Annotated in this window: 10 protein-coding genes, 14 tRNA genes, 2 rRNA genes and 1 pseudogene; 7 read left to right on the forward strand and 20 right to left on the reverse strand. The window is 43.6% G+C overall.

Going from position 1 to position 13,439, the window contains the following annotated elements; all coding sequences use genetic code 11:
- Positions 1-95 precede the first annotated feature (95 nt).
- From rrf (SJY39_RS03575) to SJY39_RS03595, 5 genes are all read left to right on the forward strand, one after another.
- Positions 96-211 (forward strand): 5S ribosomal RNA (gene rrf / locus SJY39_RS03575).
- Between the two features lie 39 nt (positions 212-250).
- A tRNA-Thr gene (locus SJY39_RS03580) sits at positions 251-327 on the forward strand.
- A 42-nt stretch (positions 328-369) separates the two neighbouring features.
- Positions 370-485, forward strand: a 5S ribosomal RNA gene (gene rrf / locus SJY39_RS03585).
- Between the two features lie 30 nt (positions 486-515).
- Positions 516-592 (forward strand) — tRNA-Asp (locus SJY39_RS03590).
- Between the two features lie 996 nt (positions 593-1,588).
- The gene (locus SJY39_RS03595) at positions 1,589-1,984 is read left to right on the forward strand and encodes a DUF2391 family protein (protein ID WP_016767963.1); all 396 of its coding nucleotides are present in this window, start codon (positions 1,589-1,591) and stop codon (positions 1,982-1,984) included.
- Positions 1,985-2,329: 345 nt separating this feature from the next.
- Here SJY39_RS03595 and SJY39_RS03600 read toward each other — a convergent pair.
- From SJY39_RS03600 to mutY, 16 genes and pseudogenes are all read right to left on the reverse strand, one after another.
- Positions 2,330-2,405, reverse strand: a tRNA-Asn gene (locus SJY39_RS03600).
- 29 nt (positions 2,406-2,434) lie between these two features.
- A tRNA-Thr gene (locus SJY39_RS03605) sits at positions 2,435-2,510 on the reverse strand.
- Positions 2,511-2,546: 36 nt separating this feature from the next.
- A tRNA-Asn gene (locus SJY39_RS03610) sits at positions 2,547-2,622 on the reverse strand.
- A 24-nt stretch (positions 2,623-2,646) separates the two neighbouring features.
- Positions 2,647-2,722, reverse strand: a tRNA-Thr gene (locus SJY39_RS03615).
- Positions 2,723-2,779: 57 nt separating this feature from the next.
- Positions 2,780-2,855, reverse strand: a tRNA-Phe gene (locus SJY39_RS03620).
- A 235-nt stretch (positions 2,856-3,090) separates the two neighbouring features.
- Entirely contained in the window at positions 3,091-4,716 is a 1,626-nt protein-coding gene (locus SJY39_RS03625; RefSeq protein WP_372275363.1) for a methyl-accepting chemotaxis protein, read from the reverse strand.
- A gap of 384 nt (positions 4,717-5,100) precedes the next feature.
- Positions 5,101-5,176, reverse strand: a tRNA-Asn gene (locus tag SJY39_RS03630).
- Positions 5,177-5,233: 57 nt separating this feature from the next.
- Positions 5,234-5,309 (reverse strand) — tRNA-Phe (locus tag SJY39_RS03635).
- A gap of 7 nt (positions 5,310-5,316) precedes the next feature.
- Positions 5,317-5,392: transfer RNA gene (locus SJY39_RS03640), tRNA-Thr, on the reverse strand.
- 70 nt (positions 5,393-5,462) lie between these two features.
- Positions 5,463-5,538 (reverse strand) — tRNA-Asn (locus tag SJY39_RS03645).
- 56 nt (positions 5,539-5,594) lie between these two features.
- Positions 5,595-5,670 (reverse strand) — tRNA-Phe (locus tag SJY39_RS03650).
- A 7-nt stretch (positions 5,671-5,677) separates the two neighbouring features.
- Positions 5,678-5,753 (reverse strand) — tRNA-Thr (locus tag SJY39_RS03655).
- Between the two features lie 74 nt (positions 5,754-5,827).
- A tRNA-Phe gene (locus tag SJY39_RS03660) sits at positions 5,828-5,903 on the reverse strand.
- A gap of 103 nt (positions 5,904-6,006) precedes the next feature.
- Positions 6,007-7,140, reverse strand: a complete 1,134-nt coding sequence (gene mltC, locus SJY39_RS03665; RefSeq protein WP_010435635.1) for a membrane-bound lytic murein transglycosylase MltC — start codon at positions 7,138-7,140, stop codon at positions 6,007-6,009.
- A 69-nt stretch (positions 7,141-7,209) separates the two neighbouring features.
- Positions 7,210-7,482: an oxidative damage protection protein gene (locus SJY39_RS03670; RefSeq protein ID WP_010435637.1), complete on the reverse strand. Its 273-nt coding sequence runs from the start codon at positions 7,480-7,482 to the stop codon at positions 7,210-7,212.
- 28 nt (positions 7,483-7,510) lie between these two features.
- Positions 7,511-8,595 (reverse strand): annotated as a pseudogene (gene mutY / locus SJY39_RS03675) (A/G-specific adenine glycosylase).
- A 165-nt stretch (positions 8,596-8,760) separates the two neighbouring features.
- Between mutY and trmB the strand changes: the two are divergent.
- Together trmB and glsB are read left to right on the forward strand one after the other, a co-directional pair.
- Positions 8,761-9,480: a tRNA (guanosine(46)-N7)-methyltransferase TrmB gene (gene trmB, locus SJY39_RS03680; protein WP_010435641.1), complete on the forward strand. Its 720-nt coding sequence runs from the start codon at positions 8,761-8,763 to the stop codon at positions 9,478-9,480.
- Positions 9,481-9,663: 183 nt separating this feature from the next.
- The gene (glsB, locus tag SJY39_RS03685; protein ID WP_010435642.1) at positions 9,664-10,584 is read left to right on the forward strand and encodes a glutaminase B; all 921 of its coding nucleotides are present in this window, start codon (positions 9,664-9,666) and stop codon (positions 10,582-10,584) included.
- Positions 10,585-10,837: 253 nt separating this feature from the next.
- On the opposite strand, the gene hemW is transcribed toward glsB, so the two are convergent.
- The 4 genes from hemW to yggU are packed head-to-tail and all read right to left on the reverse strand — an operon-like array spanning position 10,838 to position 13,425.
- Positions 10,838-12,025 carry a radical SAM family heme chaperone HemW gene (gene hemW, locus SJY39_RS03690; RefSeq protein WP_010435644.1) on the reverse strand — a complete coding sequence of 396 codons (1,188 nt, stop codon included), beginning with the start codon at positions 12,023-12,025 and terminating at the stop codon, positions 10,838-10,840.
- Entirely contained in the window at positions 12,025-12,624 is a 600-nt protein-coding gene (locus SJY39_RS03695) for an XTP/dITP diphosphatase (protein ID WP_010435646.1), read from the reverse strand. Before SJY39_RS03695 ends, hemW begins: the two co-directional genes overlap by 1 nt.
- Positions 12,625-12,672: 48 nt before the next feature.
- A complete protein-coding gene (locus SJY39_RS03700; RefSeq protein WP_016768173.1) occupies positions 12,673-13,104 on the reverse strand; it encodes a DUF4426 domain-containing protein in 432 nt (143 codons plus the stop codon).
- Between the two features lie 30 nt (positions 13,105-13,134).
- Positions 13,135-13,425, reverse strand: a complete 291-nt coding sequence (gene yggU / locus SJY39_RS03705; RefSeq protein WP_010435651.1) for a DUF167 family protein YggU — start codon at positions 13,423-13,425, stop codon at positions 13,135-13,137.
- Positions 13,426-13,439 lie beyond the last annotated feature (14 nt).

Consider the following 13,439-nt stretch of genomic DNA (forward strand, 5'->3'; position numbering starts at 1 on the left):
GTGGACTCAAAGAAAGACAGACCTTGAATGCGTTTGAAGAGATACTTTTATAGCTCTATTAAATAGAGAAGCAGCTTTCCGAATTTTAAAATTTGCTTGGCGACCATAGCATTGTGGACCCACCTGATTCCATGCCGAACTCAGAAGTGAAACACAATAGCGCCGATGGTAGTGTGGGGCTTCCCCATGTGAGAGTAGGACATCGCCAGGCTTTAAATTTTTAGAGTCGTTTTTTAACGGTTCTTAAATCGCTGATATAGCTCAGCCCGGTAGAGCGCACCCTTGGTAAGGGTGAGGTCCCCAGTTCGAGTCTGGGTATCAGCACCACTATTTAGTTGATTTGATTTATCAAGTTAACAACAGAATTTGTTTGACGACCATAGCATTGTGGACCCACCTGATTCCATGCCGAACTCAGAAGTGAAACACAATAGCGCCGATGGTAGTGTGGGGCTTCCCCATGTGAGAGTAGGACATCGTCAGGCTCATATTGCTTTATGCTGAATAGACACTGCGGAGTGGTAGTTCAGTTGGTTAGAATACCGGCCTGTCACGCCGGGGGTCGCGGGTTCGAGTCCCGTCCACTCCGCCACTTATAATAAGCCTCGCTAGAAATAGCGGGGCTTTTTTGCATCTATTCCGCCCTTCTATCGAATGGCTTCCCCACCCGTTTTCTCGTAGCTCATAACTCCTAGCAACGTGTTCCTATTATTCCATCGCTTATCAGAAATCCCAACTTTACGATTAGAGTGACATCATTTCTGATTCCGGTGTGAGTTGACACGAGCACGACTTTAAACATTATAGCTTTAAGCTGAGTGATCAAATACCTCGAGCCATATGACGTTGTAAGTTAGCTTTATGAGATTGAACTGACTCAACATATTATCTTCTCAAAACCTGAAGCTATATAAGCCCTACAACCCATCTTTCTGCTCTGTACTTGTATGTCGCTTCTTTATTTAGCAAGTGTCCTTTCAGGTACTCGGTTTACAGCTTTTCCTCTATGAAACCTTGCTTCTACCCTACCTGTGAATCTATAGGATAGTTCTGCTAAGAACGCTATAGCCCTAAATGAGTCGACTTAATGCTCTATGCTTAAACCTTTCTCGATGGTATTGAGTGCCTTTTTCGACGTATTTCAAAGGGTGAAAATGGACTAGATTCACTTTGAAGGTGAAAGTCGCTAGATTGCGGGCCTACTAAAGTAATGTCGGAGGGATGATAAGCTAAGAAATAGAGCATCCTTCACACCCGTGTCTATACATGTAGTGCTGTTTATCACCCAGCTGATTGCTATATTCTCTGGTTCTAGGCATTGGTATTTTAGGGTGACCAGTATCTCTTCTATTCTGAGGTGTTTGTTGACTCGATATGAATTAGTCGTTTTGACCACTTTGCTCTCAACATATTAATTTCTTGCTGGTTAGTTCAAGCTATGTTTTGGTTATATTTCGACTAATATAAAACTAAGAAGTGTTATGGCTTATTGCTTGGTAAGAATAGAAAATTCCCCAAATCATCGCGGATAGTTTGTTATTATTTTAATAAATAGATAAAGCCTTAAATAAACCTAATGGGTAGAACTATGAAATTGAGCTTTAACTTTGAAGATGCGAGCCAGATCTTTGTGGGATCTTTTGCTTTGGCCGTGCCGATTTCTTTTTCTGAAGAGGCCTGGAAGTTAGGGGAGACCTTACCTACCGCAAATCTATTGCTGTTGTTTTTGCTGTCTGCGGTGTTCCTGGGCTTCTATACGTATGAGAGTGTCTTTCAAAAAGACGTTGTTGCTCGGTTGCCAGTGTTTATTTTCAGAATAGTGATTGCTTATGTTATGACGGCATTGGTCGTTGCTTTGGTACTGACTTGCCTGGACAAATTACCTCTATTGAGTGATCCAGTTGTATCGTTCAAAAGAGTTATTGTTATTTCAATGCCAGCCTCTATGGGCGCTATTGTAGTGGATAGTTTTGATAAAGAGTGACTTGTGTATCATTTGGATTGAAGCGCTTTTCAGAGCTTTTCTAGCGCTTATTTGATTCGTTACTTAGCTTTCTCATTTCCAGGCTTAGTATTGATTTGTCCAGCGGTTCTCCTCATTAATAAAATGATTAGTAACGTTACTCTGAATAACTCTTACGTGAATGTGTCGTTTGTTGTTGGGAAATATTGAAGAGAGTTAAGTAGCGAAGATTTGTAGCTTTGAAAGGATATGAAAACGGTTGGTTTCTGAATTGAATATGGTATTTGAAAGGTGAGGGTAGTTGTATTGATAAGTTAGGATCTATAAATGCAAAAAGGCCGCATCAATGATGCGGCCTTTTCTAATTGGCTCCCCTTGCAAGACTTGAACTTGCGACATACGGATTAACAGTCCGCCGTTCTACCAACTGAACTAAAGGGGAATTGATTGTTTAGTCTCTAATCAAGAGAATGGTGCCGACTACCGGAATCGAACTGGTGACCTACTGATTACAAGTCAGTTGCTCTACCTACTGAGCTAAGTCGGCATCATGAATCAAAAAGCTTATGCTTGATGATTAACTTGGCTCCCCTTGCAAGACTTGAACTTGCGACATACGGATTAACAGTCCGCCGTTCTACCAACTGAACTAAAGGGGAATTATTCTTAAAGCTTTAAAGAAATGGTGCCGACTACCGGAGTCGAACTGGTGACCTACTGATTACAAGTCAGTTGCTCTACCTACTGAGCTAAGTCGGCACATAAATATTTCTTTGTGCTTTACTGTTGTTGTCTAGGACACCAACAAATAAATTGTGGTGCCCGGAGGCGGAATCGAACCACCGACACGAGGATTTTCAATCCTCTGCTCTACCGACTGAGCTATCCGGGCGACGAGGTGTATTAAACGTGTTTTCGCGTTCTGGGTCAACATTAAATTGCAAAAAAAGTATCGTTTGATGTTTTTCTATACTTAGTGGGTTGTTTTTGTTCATTTGGTTCAAAAAACCCAGGTCTAGCATGCTCTAAAAGATCGTAAAACTTCTTTTAACTACACTGAATGGGTGCCGAAATAAAAAAAGCACGTGTGAAAACGTGCTTCTATGGTTGGAGATTTTCCTGTGAGTTTAGTGTTTTACTTCAAACCTATTAATCCAAGCTTCTAATTCGTTAGAAAGGGAAGCGAGTGTTTGGGTGCTATTATGACTTTCAGTTACTACATTACTTAGTTGGTTGCCGCTCTCTTCGATCATGTTGATACGCTTTGAGATATCATCGCTCACTTGAGTCTGCTCAGCCGCTGCTGTCGCGATTTGATGACTCATTGATGAGATGGACTCTAGAGCAATAACAATCTGTTGTAGTGCTTCAGAGGCACTCTGAGACTCTGTGACTGTACTCTCACTGGTAGTCGCACATACTTCCATCGTTTGAATCGCATTACGAGAGCCTTCTTGAAGGTTATTGATCATTAACTGGATTTCTTTAGTGCTTGATTGCGTTCGGCCTGCAAGGTTACGAACTTCATCTGCCACAACTGCAAATCCACGACCTTGTTCGCCAGCTCTAGCTGCTTCAATGGCTGCGTTCAGTGCCAACAGGTTAGTTTGCTCCGCTATATCACCAATCACATCCAATACTTTCACAATGTTGTTTACATCGCTATCTAGGTTAGCGACAGCTTCGCTTGCTGTGTTTAGTTGCCCTGCCAGGCCTTGAATGTTGTCTACAGTGTTGTGAATGAGTTGTTGGGTATGTTGGCTCTGTTTATCGGCCTCATCGGTGTTGCGCGCGGTATCGCTAGCTGAATCAGCAACGTTGTTTGCTGAAGAAGCCATCTCGGTCATTGCTGTTGCGATCATCTCTGTTGATTGCTGCTGGGTCTCTGTTAGTTGAGCAATTGACCCTGCACGGTCTTCTACGCGTTGCAATTCGGCTCTCAGTGCCAGCATTGAAGCATCAAGGTTTGAGACTAGCTCGGCTAACGACTTACTCATTTGTTGTACGGCGTGATAAATACTGCCGTTTATTGCCTGAGTTTCAAAAGAGGTTTGAATGCGGCCTTCTGCGACGGCTTGTACCGCTTCTCTTACATCTTTAGGCTCGCCGCCAAGAAGCGATAGCATTCGCTTAATAGATACGATTAGGCTTGATAAAATAAGGCCAGCAATCACGACACATAGAAACAATTGCCATTGAGCCGTTGACCAGAAACGTGCATTGACTTCATTGAAGCCGGTACCTGTACCGACAACCCAACCCCAATGCGGAGTCTTCTCTGCAATAGACCGTTTGTCTTCAATCGTTCCGTCTGGAAGCTTTTGTGTCCAGGTGTACTCAATGATCTGGCCAGTACGATTGCCAAGTACTCGTTGAATGAGTTGGCCAACACTATTGCCGTCGCCATCTTTAAAGTCATTAAAGCTGGTTCCGTGTAGTTGAGGATCTAGTGGTGTCGCGACAAACGTCATGTTTTCATCAGCAACGTAGACATATTCGTTGTCTTTATAAATGTTGTTTCGTAATAGACGAGTGGCAAGTTGCTTAGCTTGCTTTTCTTCTAGTGTGCCATCAATCGCCATTTTCTCGACTTCAGTAAGAATGCTATATGCACTCTTAAATAGCTCTGTCACGCGAGCTTTGTTGTCCATGTTGCTAGCGACTCTCAATGTCCATAAACCAGTAGCAGTCAGGGCTAGCAGTGCAATCAATATTATGCCCGATAATAAGTAAGCTTGCGTTTTAAGTTTCATATTTCCCCGCGCAGCGATGTAATAATAAGATTAGGTATAACGTATCGAATCTTAATCTAAGCGGTGTAGGTCTGATATTAGAAAGGTATCAAACATGATGAACATTAAATTTTCGAAGAAAAAAAAGTAACAGATCTATGTATTGTTTACTCGAGTGTGATTATGGGCGTGTTGCAGAATGTATAATATCAAACCACTCGACTTAGTTTGGGTAGGGAAGACTTCGTTAGAAATGAAATAAATGTTGTACTTAAAGTAGAAGGAAAGTGGCTCTCTTGATTGGTTCATCAATATTTCGTGTTGATCGAATACGAAGACTGGGTCTAGTTAACCTTTGTTCAAACGAAAAAAAAGCCAAGTCTTTCGACTTGGCTTTCTCGGATGTGGCTCCCCTTGCAAGACTTGAACTTGCGACATACGGATTAACAGTCCGCCGTTCTACCAACTGAACTAAAGGGGAATTACTTGTCTCAACATCTGGTCTATTAAAGACCACTATTTGTTAAGTACCAAATAATGGTGCCTCGAGGCGGAATCGAACCACCGACACGCGGATTTTCAATCCGCTGCTCTACCGACTGAGCTATCGAGGCAAAAGAATGGTGCCGACTACCGGAGTCGAACTGGTGACCTACTGATTACAAGTCAGTTGCTCTACCTACTGAGCTAAGTCGGCACACTAAATTCTTTGCTTTAGAGAGTAAACTCTCTAATTAAAACCTCATATAAAATGAAGTTCTTTAAAATGGCTCCCCTTGCAAGACTTGAACTTGCGACATACGGATTAACAGTCCGCCGTTCTACCAACTGAACTAAAGGGGAATTACTTGTCTCAACATCAGGTCTATAAAGACCATTATTTGTTAAGTACCAAATAATGGTGCCTCGAGGCGGAATCGAACCACCGACACGCGGATTTTCAATCCGCTGCTCTACCGACTGAGCTATCGAGGCAAAAGAATGGTGCCGACTACCGGAGTCGAACTGGTGACCTACTGATTACAAGTCAGTTGCTCTACCTACTGAGCTAAGTCGGCACACTAAATTCTTTATGCTTTTGTTCGTGTTGCTACTCCCTGTTAAAGAGTAATGACACCAACAAATCAAATTGTGGTGCCCGGAGGCGGAATCGAACCACCGACACGAGGATTTTCAATCCTCTGCTCTACCGACTGAGCTATCCGGGCAACGGAGCGCTATTAAACGGATTTTCTGCATAACCGTCAACACCTTTTTTGAAAATAATCAAAAAAAACGTTCGTTAGTTGTTTTTTTATTCAAAAGTGAGGCTTACGTTTTACCTTGGTTAAAATCTTTCTTGAATTTTGTTACTTTTTCTAAGTATCGACGCGACTCTTTGTTTGGGTGTTTCTTTGTAAGTGCCCAGTAAGCTTGACTAGGTTGCAATGAGTTTAAGTCACGCATTGCCCGCTTTCTGTCCTTACTGAAGGTATTGAGTACGCCACCAGTACCACCGTTGTATGCTGAGATCATGCTGTATTCGAGAGTTGTCGGGTGTTGCACGTCCTTCAAATAACGATTTTTAAGGATGTAAAAGTACGCAGTGCCAGCATCTATGTTGTTTTCTGGATTGAATAAATACTCAGGACTTGGTTCTCCAGGTTTCTTTTTGACAAGCTTAAAGACATCTCGACCTGCGGTTTTTGGGACAACCTGCATAAGTCCATAGGCATTAGCCCAGCTCACAGCGTATGGGTTAAAACTGCTTTCTGTTTTGATGATCGCGTAAATCAAGTCTTCAGGAATGTCATAACGCTGAGATGCTCGTTGCACTATATCAGCATACTTATAACTACGTTTACTGGCGTGGTCGGCCACCATAGGAATTTCAACGTAGTAAGCTTTTTTAAAGTCGATTTCTTTGGTTTTTAGGTTATTAGCGATCAGATAATCGGCAAACTTATTCGCGCGCCATGTCCATTGGATTGGTTTTTTTTCTTGGTCTACAACTTGATTGTAGAGAAAAGGTTGACCTTCTAACTTGATGCTTTTGGAAGAAAACAGGTCGACATGCGCTGGATCATCTGGCGTTAAAAGCGTTGTCATTATTGCGTTTTTTAGGTGTTTTTTAGGATCTGTGGAGGAAACAGTTTCTACCGTTATGAGGCCTTCGCTAAAATTCACCTCTGAACGACTCAAGTAATTATCTATGTATTTCACATAGTTACTCTTACCCGCTATTTTTACTTCACTGCTTCCCCAGCGCTTTTGGATATTGCCTGAAAAGCTATTGATTAAAGAGTCTAATGCGCCCGTATCTTTTTCAAATTGACCGGGTAGCTCCGCCAAATTACTTACGAATCGGTTGGTCGGTTCATAATTAACATCATAAATGCTTTCGACAAATTCACGACTGCACCCTGTTAATAACAAGGTTATTAGGAAGTAACTTAGCTTTTTCATAGTTCCTCAAACAAAAATGACACCGTAGCGTGAACTATGATGTCATTAAAAATTGCTTAAATAAATGTCTTATTCGCTTGGTGGAGTATAGCCATCAATAACGACATCTTTACCTTCGAAAAGGAAGTTAACCATCTCAGTTTCAAGAAGTTTACGGTGTTCTGGGTCCATCATGTTTAGCTTCTTTTCATTGATGAGCATAGTTTGCTTGCTCTGCCATTGTCCCCAAGCTTCTTTAGAGACGTTGTCAAAGATACGCTTACCTAAGTCACCTGGGTAAAGTTGAAAATCTAGGCCTTCAGCATCTTTTTGAAGGCGAGCACAAAATACAGTGCGGCTCATAGTGGTTCCTCTTATCGCGTTCGCTTATTCAAACGTCGTCGTTTAGTTCAAAGGGTAGGCTCTCAATAAGCTGCTTTACAGGAGCGGCTAGGCCAATTTCTTCCGGTTTTGATAAGTTATACCAGAGACCTTTAGTCCCTTCCATTATCAAATCTGGTTGTTTATCTAATTTTACTAATACTGGCGTGATATCTAAGTGGTAGTGGCTGAAAGTGTGCCTAAACGCGATCATTGTCTTGATTGAATCGGTTTCATTGTCTTGATTGAATCGGTTTCATTGTCTTTGATCGAACGAAGATCTAGTTGGTGTTCGACCTCTGCATTTTCATTTTGAGGGAAACAGAATAGTCCTCCCCAGATACCAGATTGAGGGCGCTGTTCGAGCCACACTTGGTTGTCGTGATACAGAATCACAAACCATGTTTCTTTTACTGGCTTTTCTTTCTTAGGCTTTTTGCCCGGGAATTCGAGCTGTCTATCGAGCTTCTTAGCTTCACACATGCTTTCAATCGGGCATAAGGTACATTTTGGCTTGCTACGAGTACAAACCATTGCCCCCATGTCCATCATTGCTTGATTGTATTTATCGACATCTTGGTTGGGCGTGTTTGCCTCAGCGTGTTCCCAAAGCTGGTTTTCAACTTTCTTTTGCCCAGGCCAACCTTCAACGGCAAAGCTTCTCGCCAGTGTACGCTTAACGTTACCATCAAGAATCGCATGAGGAAGCTTGTGAACGGATGACAGTACTGCTGCTGCCGTAGAGCGCCCAATACCTGGTAGCGCGTTCATCTCTTCAATCGATAGCGGAAACTCTCCACCATACTGCTCAGCAACGATCTTGGCTGCTTTGTGAAGGTTGCGAGCTCGTGCGTAATAACCAAGCCCCGTCCATAAGTGGAGTACTTCATCTTGTTCGGCATTCGCTAGGTCAATCACCGTTGGAAAACGTTCTAAGAAGCGCTGGTAGTATGGGATGACCGTAGCAACCTGAGTCTGTTGAAGCATAATTTCAGATAGCCAAACGGTGTAGGCGGTTTTGTTTTGTTGCCAAGGTAATTCTTTACGCCCGTAGGCGTCATACCACTTTAATATGGCGGTTGCGAAAGGAGTCACGACATGCTCTATGCTTTGCTATTATTAGGAGTGAAATTGCACCACACTTACGGTTGGATGTAAAACAGACAAATTGTGTGGGAATTTATCCACGGAAAGACTTGCACCGGAGGCAATTCTTTGGATAATCCCCGCTTTGATTAATCAATGTGCAGGCAAAAATCAATGAGTGAAGTGACCACTAACGAATATACTGAAGACGGCAAACTGGTTCGTAAGATCCGTAGTTTTGTTCGCCGTGAAGGCCGCTTAACAAAAGGCCAAGAGAACGCGATGAACGAATGTTGGCCAACAATGGGTATCGACTACAACCCAGAGCTTCTTAACTGGAAAGAAGTATTTGGCAACGATAACCCTGTTGTACTAGAAATTGGCTTCGGTATGGGTGCATCACTGGTTGAAATGGCAAAGAATGCGCCTGAGAAAAACTTCTTAGGTATTGAAGTTCATAGCCCAGGTGTTGGTGCATGTTTGGGTACAGCTCGCGATGCGGGTGTGACGAATCTACGCGTAATGTGTCACGATGCAGTCGAAGTATTTGAGCACATGATTCCAGATAGCAGCCTGCATACGCTGCAACTGTTCTTCCCTGACCCATGGCACAAAGCTCGTCACCATAAACGTCGTATCGTTAAGGCAGAGTTTGCAGAGATGGTTCGCGGTAAGCTGCAACTTGATACCGGTATTTTCCACATGGCAACAGACTGGGAAAACTACGCAGAACATATGATTGAAGTGATGAACGTAGCTCCAGGATTCGAGAATATTGCTGAAGATGGTGATTACATCCCCCGTCCGGATGAGCGCCCGCTAACGAAATTTGAAGCTCGGGGCCACCGTTTAGGTCATGGTGTTTGGGATATCAAGTACAAGCGTACCAAGTAATTCTGAACAAAAAATGAAGGTGAGATCGGATTAAGATCTTAACCTTACATTTTGTGGGATTGATAAAAGCCAACATTATTGTAGTGTTGGCTTTTTTGTCCTTAGGCTTTTATCAAATTAGAAGTTTAAGGACAAAATTGAATGTTATACCCCTACAAAAATAACAATAAGAAGTAAGCTCACATGAAACCAACTCAAGCTATTTTAGCCGAGATTTTAGACGAAGTTCGTCCCTTAATTGGTCAGGGAAAGGTCGCTGACTATATTCCTGCATTGGCTCGCGTATCGAACCAGAAACTGGCGATTGCGGTATACACTAATGAAGGTGAAGTCATTCAAGCGGGTGATGCCAACGAAGCTTTCTCCGTGCAATCAATATCGAAAGCACTGAGTTTGACCTTAGCTATGGTGCTTTATAAGCCAGACGAAATTTGGCAGCGCGTAGGCAAGGAACCTTCAGGTCAAGCTTTTAACTCGATGATTCAGCTTGAAATGGAGCATGGTATTCCTCGTAACCCGTTTATCAATGCAGGTGCTATTGTCGTAGCGGATCTATTACAAAGCCGCCTGTCAGCACCGAGACATCGCTTATTAGAGTTTGTGCGCCAGTTATCGGGTGACACTCATATTGTGTATGACAAGATAGTAGCGGCTTCTGAGATGATGCACAGCGATCGTAATGCGGCTATCGCGTACTTGATGCGTTCATTTGGTAATTTTGAGAACGATGTTATCCCCGTACTCAACAATTACTTTCATGCTTGTGCACTTAAAATGACATGTGTGGACTTGGCGAAAACCTTTAGCTATTTGGCGAACAAAGGTGTGTCGGTTCAGACCAAGAAAGAGATCATCACACCTGTGCAAACCAAGCAGTTGAATGCTTTGCTTGCAACATGTGGTTTGTACGATGGGGCAGGTGAGTTTGCTTACCGCGTTGGTATGCCGGGCAAATCGGGTGTCGGTGGCGGTATTATTGCCATCGTTCCTGGCGAAATGACGATTGCAGTGTGGTCTCCAGAGCTGGATCCTTCGGGCAACTCGTTAGCGGGCACTAAGGCGCTAGAGCTGCTTTCTGAGCGAATTGGTCGTTCTATTTTCTAAAAGCGCTTTTAAGCTGGGGTTCTACATTTGTAAGAGATCCCCAACTCATTCGCCCTCGTTCTTGAGGATGACGGTGTGTTTGTAACTTTCGACGTACTGACCTCTAACTTTTGCGGGATAAGACTTGCTTGATACCCGTCATTCCCGATAGCGACGAAGGAGCGTAATCGGGAATCTATTATTTGTCGGCGCTCAAATTAGAAAAGGGTTGACCCTTAAGCCAACCCTTACGCAATACTTCTCGAATCTCGAATTATTCGTCTTCTTCAGCCATAAAGGCTTCCAGCAAATCATTTAGGAACAGCTTTCCTTTTTCGGTAATCTGCCAATGAGTGTCGGTTTCGCTCAAGTAACCGAGATCTTTTGCCCACTCTATTGTTGGCTGGATCGAGTCAAAGTCTAGCCCCGTCGTATCAATGAAGTCTTGCTTTGGACACGCTTCCATTAGCCTGAAGCGATTCATGAAAAATTCAAAAGGGCGGTCTTCATTAGTGACTTCAAGTTCATCTGACAGATAGGGCTTCACTAAATTCTGATACGCTGCTAGGTAGCCTCTAGGGTGTTTAACCTTAGTGGTTCGAACAATACGTCCATCTGCAAAGCTCAGCTTGCCATGAGAGCCACAGCCAATACCTAGGTAGTCACCAAAGCGCCAGTAGTTGAGATTATGCTGACACTGATATCCCGGCTTGCTGTAGCCTGAAATTTCGTACTGCACATACCCTGCGTCTGCGAGCTTCTTATGACCCAAGTCGAAGATATCCCAAAGGTCATCATCGTCAGGCAGTTTGGGCGTTTTGTAATAGAACATGGTGTTAGGTTCTATTGTTAGCTGATACCAAGACAAATGTGGAGGGTCGAGCTCGATCGCTTTGTCTAGATCAGCCAAGGCCTGATCAATGCTTTGATCCGGTAAGCCGTGCATTAGATCTAGGTTGAAGCTATTTAATCCAATCTTATGCGCTAAGTAAGCTGCGTTGACCGCTTCATCTTGACCATGAATACGCCCAAGCCTTTCCAGTTTCTCTTGCTCAAAACTTTGTACGCCTACCGAGATTCGACTCACCCCTGCCTTTTGGTAACCAGCAAAACGCTCAGCTTCGATAGTTCCCGGGTTGGCTTCCATGGTGATTTCTATTTCAGGTTTGAACGGGATACGCTGTTCAATGCCTTGTAGCAATCGGCCAATTCCTTCAGGAGAAAACAGGCTTGGGGTTCCGCCACCAATAAAGATCGAATGTAGCGGACGAGGCATACCATCGAGCTGATATTTTTCAATGTCAGTATCGAGATCCTCAAGCAGTGCATCGATGTACTCTTTTTCTGGGATCTCGGCTTTGAGAGCGTGAGAGTTAAAATCACAATACGGACACTTTTGTACACACCATGGGATGTGGACATAAAGGCTAAGTGCGGGTGGAATTAGCGCTGTATTGTGCATTACAGAGCTTGCTCTTTGAGAGTCTTAAATAATGACGCGAGGGCTTTACCACGGTGTGATAGTTGCTTTTTACGCGACGATTCAAGCTCTGCTGAGGCGCAGTTATCTTCTGGCACAAAGAATACAGGATCGTAGCCAAAGCCATTCTCACCGTGTTCTTCAGTCAGAATACGACCTTCCCATTTACCGTGACACACCAATGGTGTTGGATCGTTTTCGTGACGTATTAGAACCAACACACAGTGGAAACGAGCGGTACGTTTTTCAACGTCGACACCTTGCATAGCATCTAAAAGCTTTTCGATGTTTTGCTTATCAGTCGCCCCTTCACCTGAGTAACGCGCTGAGTAGATACCGGGTGCACCATTAAGGTAATCAACTTCTAAGCCAGAATCGTCAGCAATGGCTGGTAGCCCCGTCTCTTTCGCAGCGTGGCGAGCTTTGATGATGGCATTTTCAATGAAAGTTGTTCCCGTTTCAGCGACTTCTGAAACGTTAAACTCACTTTGCGCGACAACGTCAAAACCAAACTCAGACAGAATATCTGCCATCTCGCGAACTTTACCTTGGTTGCCTGTGGCTAAAACAATCTTACTCATGGGGATGTGGCTCTAATAAGTTAGTGAACAGAAAAGTGGTGGTTGAAGCTACTCTTCTATATAGAATTTTTGTGTGAATCGCAGTGGGCCAGTGCCTTTCAAACCTGCGTTAACATCGATATTAAAAGTGATGTTTTCTTCGTGTGTTACAGGGAACTCAGCTAGGTAATAAATCGCATCACCTTCCTTTATTTCGCGGAAGTTAAGCGTGCGAGTGTTGCCTACAAGGTTCTTCGCTGTTCCCGTGATTTTAGCCGTTGTTGCTGGCTTGCCAAGGGAAGCTTTGTCTAAAACGCTGATGTTCAGAATCGCTGAGTAGCCATTTCGCTTAAGCTTATATTGCTTAGCGACTTGAGCTGTTAGAAATGTCGAGTTAAAAGCCGAGTAGTGAACCTCGACATCCTTAATGTTTTTAAATTGTCCTGCTGAGCTTGGTAGGGCAACAAGAGCGGTGAGTAGTGCTGTAATCCATAGACGCATAGAGTGACTCCAATAAATAGCAAAAAGCCATCATAGGATGGCTTTGACTTCAGTTGGGACTTGGCTTGGCGAGCATATTCGAACTTGCTTATGCCGACCGAGCTCTCCCTTTTCTATCTTAATTTGCCCTTTAGCGACCTTAAACTGTTTCGCAAGGTATTTCGCTAAGTGGGCATTGGCTTTGCCATCAACCGGTGGTGCGGTAATGGCAATTTTTAGTTCTTCGCCGTGCAGGCCAACGATTTTATCGCGGCTTGCTTTGGGTTGGATATAAAGCCTAAGAAGAATATCGTCCTCCTCGGCCCAAACGGCTTTTGGCATCGTCAAAGTACCTG

Source organism: Vibrio sp. R78045, assembly GCF_042466085.1.
In the GTDB taxonomy this organism is placed as follows: Bacteria; Pseudomonadota; Gammaproteobacteria; order Enterobacterales; family Vibrionaceae; genus Vibrio; species Vibrio cyclitrophicus.